Genomic DNA, 1,430 nt, shown 5'->3' with positions numbered 1-1,430 from the left:
GTCGCGCACCGCGATGCGCACCGCGGTGCGCGACTGCTCGCCGGGAAACTGCTCGACGGTGCCCGCAAGCTTGCCGTCACGCACCGCGACCAGCGCTTCCGGCAGTGCATCGAAGCCGTAGATCTTGACGTCGGTGAAGTTGCGCGCGGCACAAGCCTCCATGGCGCCCAGCGCCATGTCGTCATTGGCGCAGACGATGGCGTCCGGCTTGCCGTTGGCGGCAAGGCCGGCCTCGGTCACCGACAGCGCCTCGGCGCGGGCGAAGTTGGCGGTCTGCTCGAAGACGATCTGATACTTGTCCTTCAAGGGATCGAGCACATTGTGCACGCCCTTGTTGCGGTCAATCGCCGGACCGGCGCCGGGCTGGCCCTGCAGATGGAACAGCTTGGCGCCGTTGGGGAACGCCGCCACCACCGCGTTGGCTTCCGCCTCGCCGCCCTTGACGTTGTCGGCGCCGACATGGGCCAGGATGCCCTCGACGCCGTCGACGCGGCGGTCGATCGTCACCACCGGAACGCCGGCCTTGACCGCTTCCTCGATGGCCGGCGCCAGCGCGTTGACGTCGAGCGGCGAGATGACAATGGCGTTGACCTTCTGCACCAAGGCCGCCTCGATGTCGGCGGTCTGCTTGGTGGCCGAGTTCTGGCCGTCGCTTTCGGTCAAATTGACGCCTTGCGTGGCGGCTTCCGCCTTGATCTCGTTCAGCATGTGCACGAAGAACGGAAAGCCGAGACTGGGCACCGAGCCAAGGATGGTGAGCTTGTCCTGCGCAAACACCGAGGGCGCGGCGACCATCATGGCGCCGAAAGCCGCGGACGACAGCAGGAATTCACGTCTGTTCATGGGATCCTCCTCCACAAAAACGCACGACCCCGAAAACCGGGATCGGTTTCAGGAAGGATCATGCATCGGTTCAAAGTGTTGGAGCATCCTCCCTGCGCCCGAAAACGCATGCCGCTCCAGCTGGCCGCCGCTGTAAAAAGAGCCTCCCACCGACGCCTGCCTGGGGATGCTAACCCAGGGTCAACCATTTGTGCAACCTCGATATAACAGAGGTGCCGGGCAATTTATCGGAATTGTCGGATTTTGGTTTGCAGCGTGGGCAACATCTCCCTGAGGTGCCTGGCTTCCATTCCCTCTGCCCGGCACTACCTTGGACTGACTCGCGAAGCTTTTGTGATCTGGAGAACCCGTATGAAGCCGCAAATCGTCTGCCATATGCTCGCATCACTCGACGGCAGCCTTCATCCAAGCCGCTACACGACAAGTCCAGTCGGGACCCGGGCGGAGTGGTCGAGCCTCTACGAACATATCCACAGTGATCTCGCGGCTGACGCCTGGATCGTCGGCCGCGTCACCATGGCCGAGATGAGCAAGGCCGCCGCGCACCCACCAGCCAATGTCGGCAAGGTCGACCGGCCCTATCATTT

At 63.2% G+C, this 1,430-nt stretch carries 1 protein-coding gene and 1 pseudogene; one reads left to right on the top strand and one right to left on the bottom strand.

From position 1 onward, the window contains the following. A partial coding sequence (locus EOC06_RS31825) for a substrate-binding domain-containing protein (RefSeq protein ID WP_128309650.1) occupies nt 1-843 on the bottom strand: 843 nt, incomplete at its 3' end. Nucleotides 844-1,194: 351 nt separating this feature from the next. Here EOC06_RS31825 and EOC06_RS44020 point away from each other — a divergent pair. Further along, nucleotides 1,195-1,430, top strand: a pseudogene (locus EOC06_RS44020) (riboflavin deaminase); the annotation flags it as partial.

The sequence above is a fragment of the Mesorhizobium sp. M7A.F.Ca.MR.362.00.0.0 genome (assembly GCF_004023175.1).
In the GTDB taxonomy this organism is placed as follows: domain Bacteria; phylum Pseudomonadota; class Alphaproteobacteria; order Rhizobiales; family Rhizobiaceae; genus Mesorhizobium.
The sequence above is the reverse complement of the archived record's forward strand: the minus strand, read 5'-3'. Positions and strand labels throughout refer to the sequence as shown.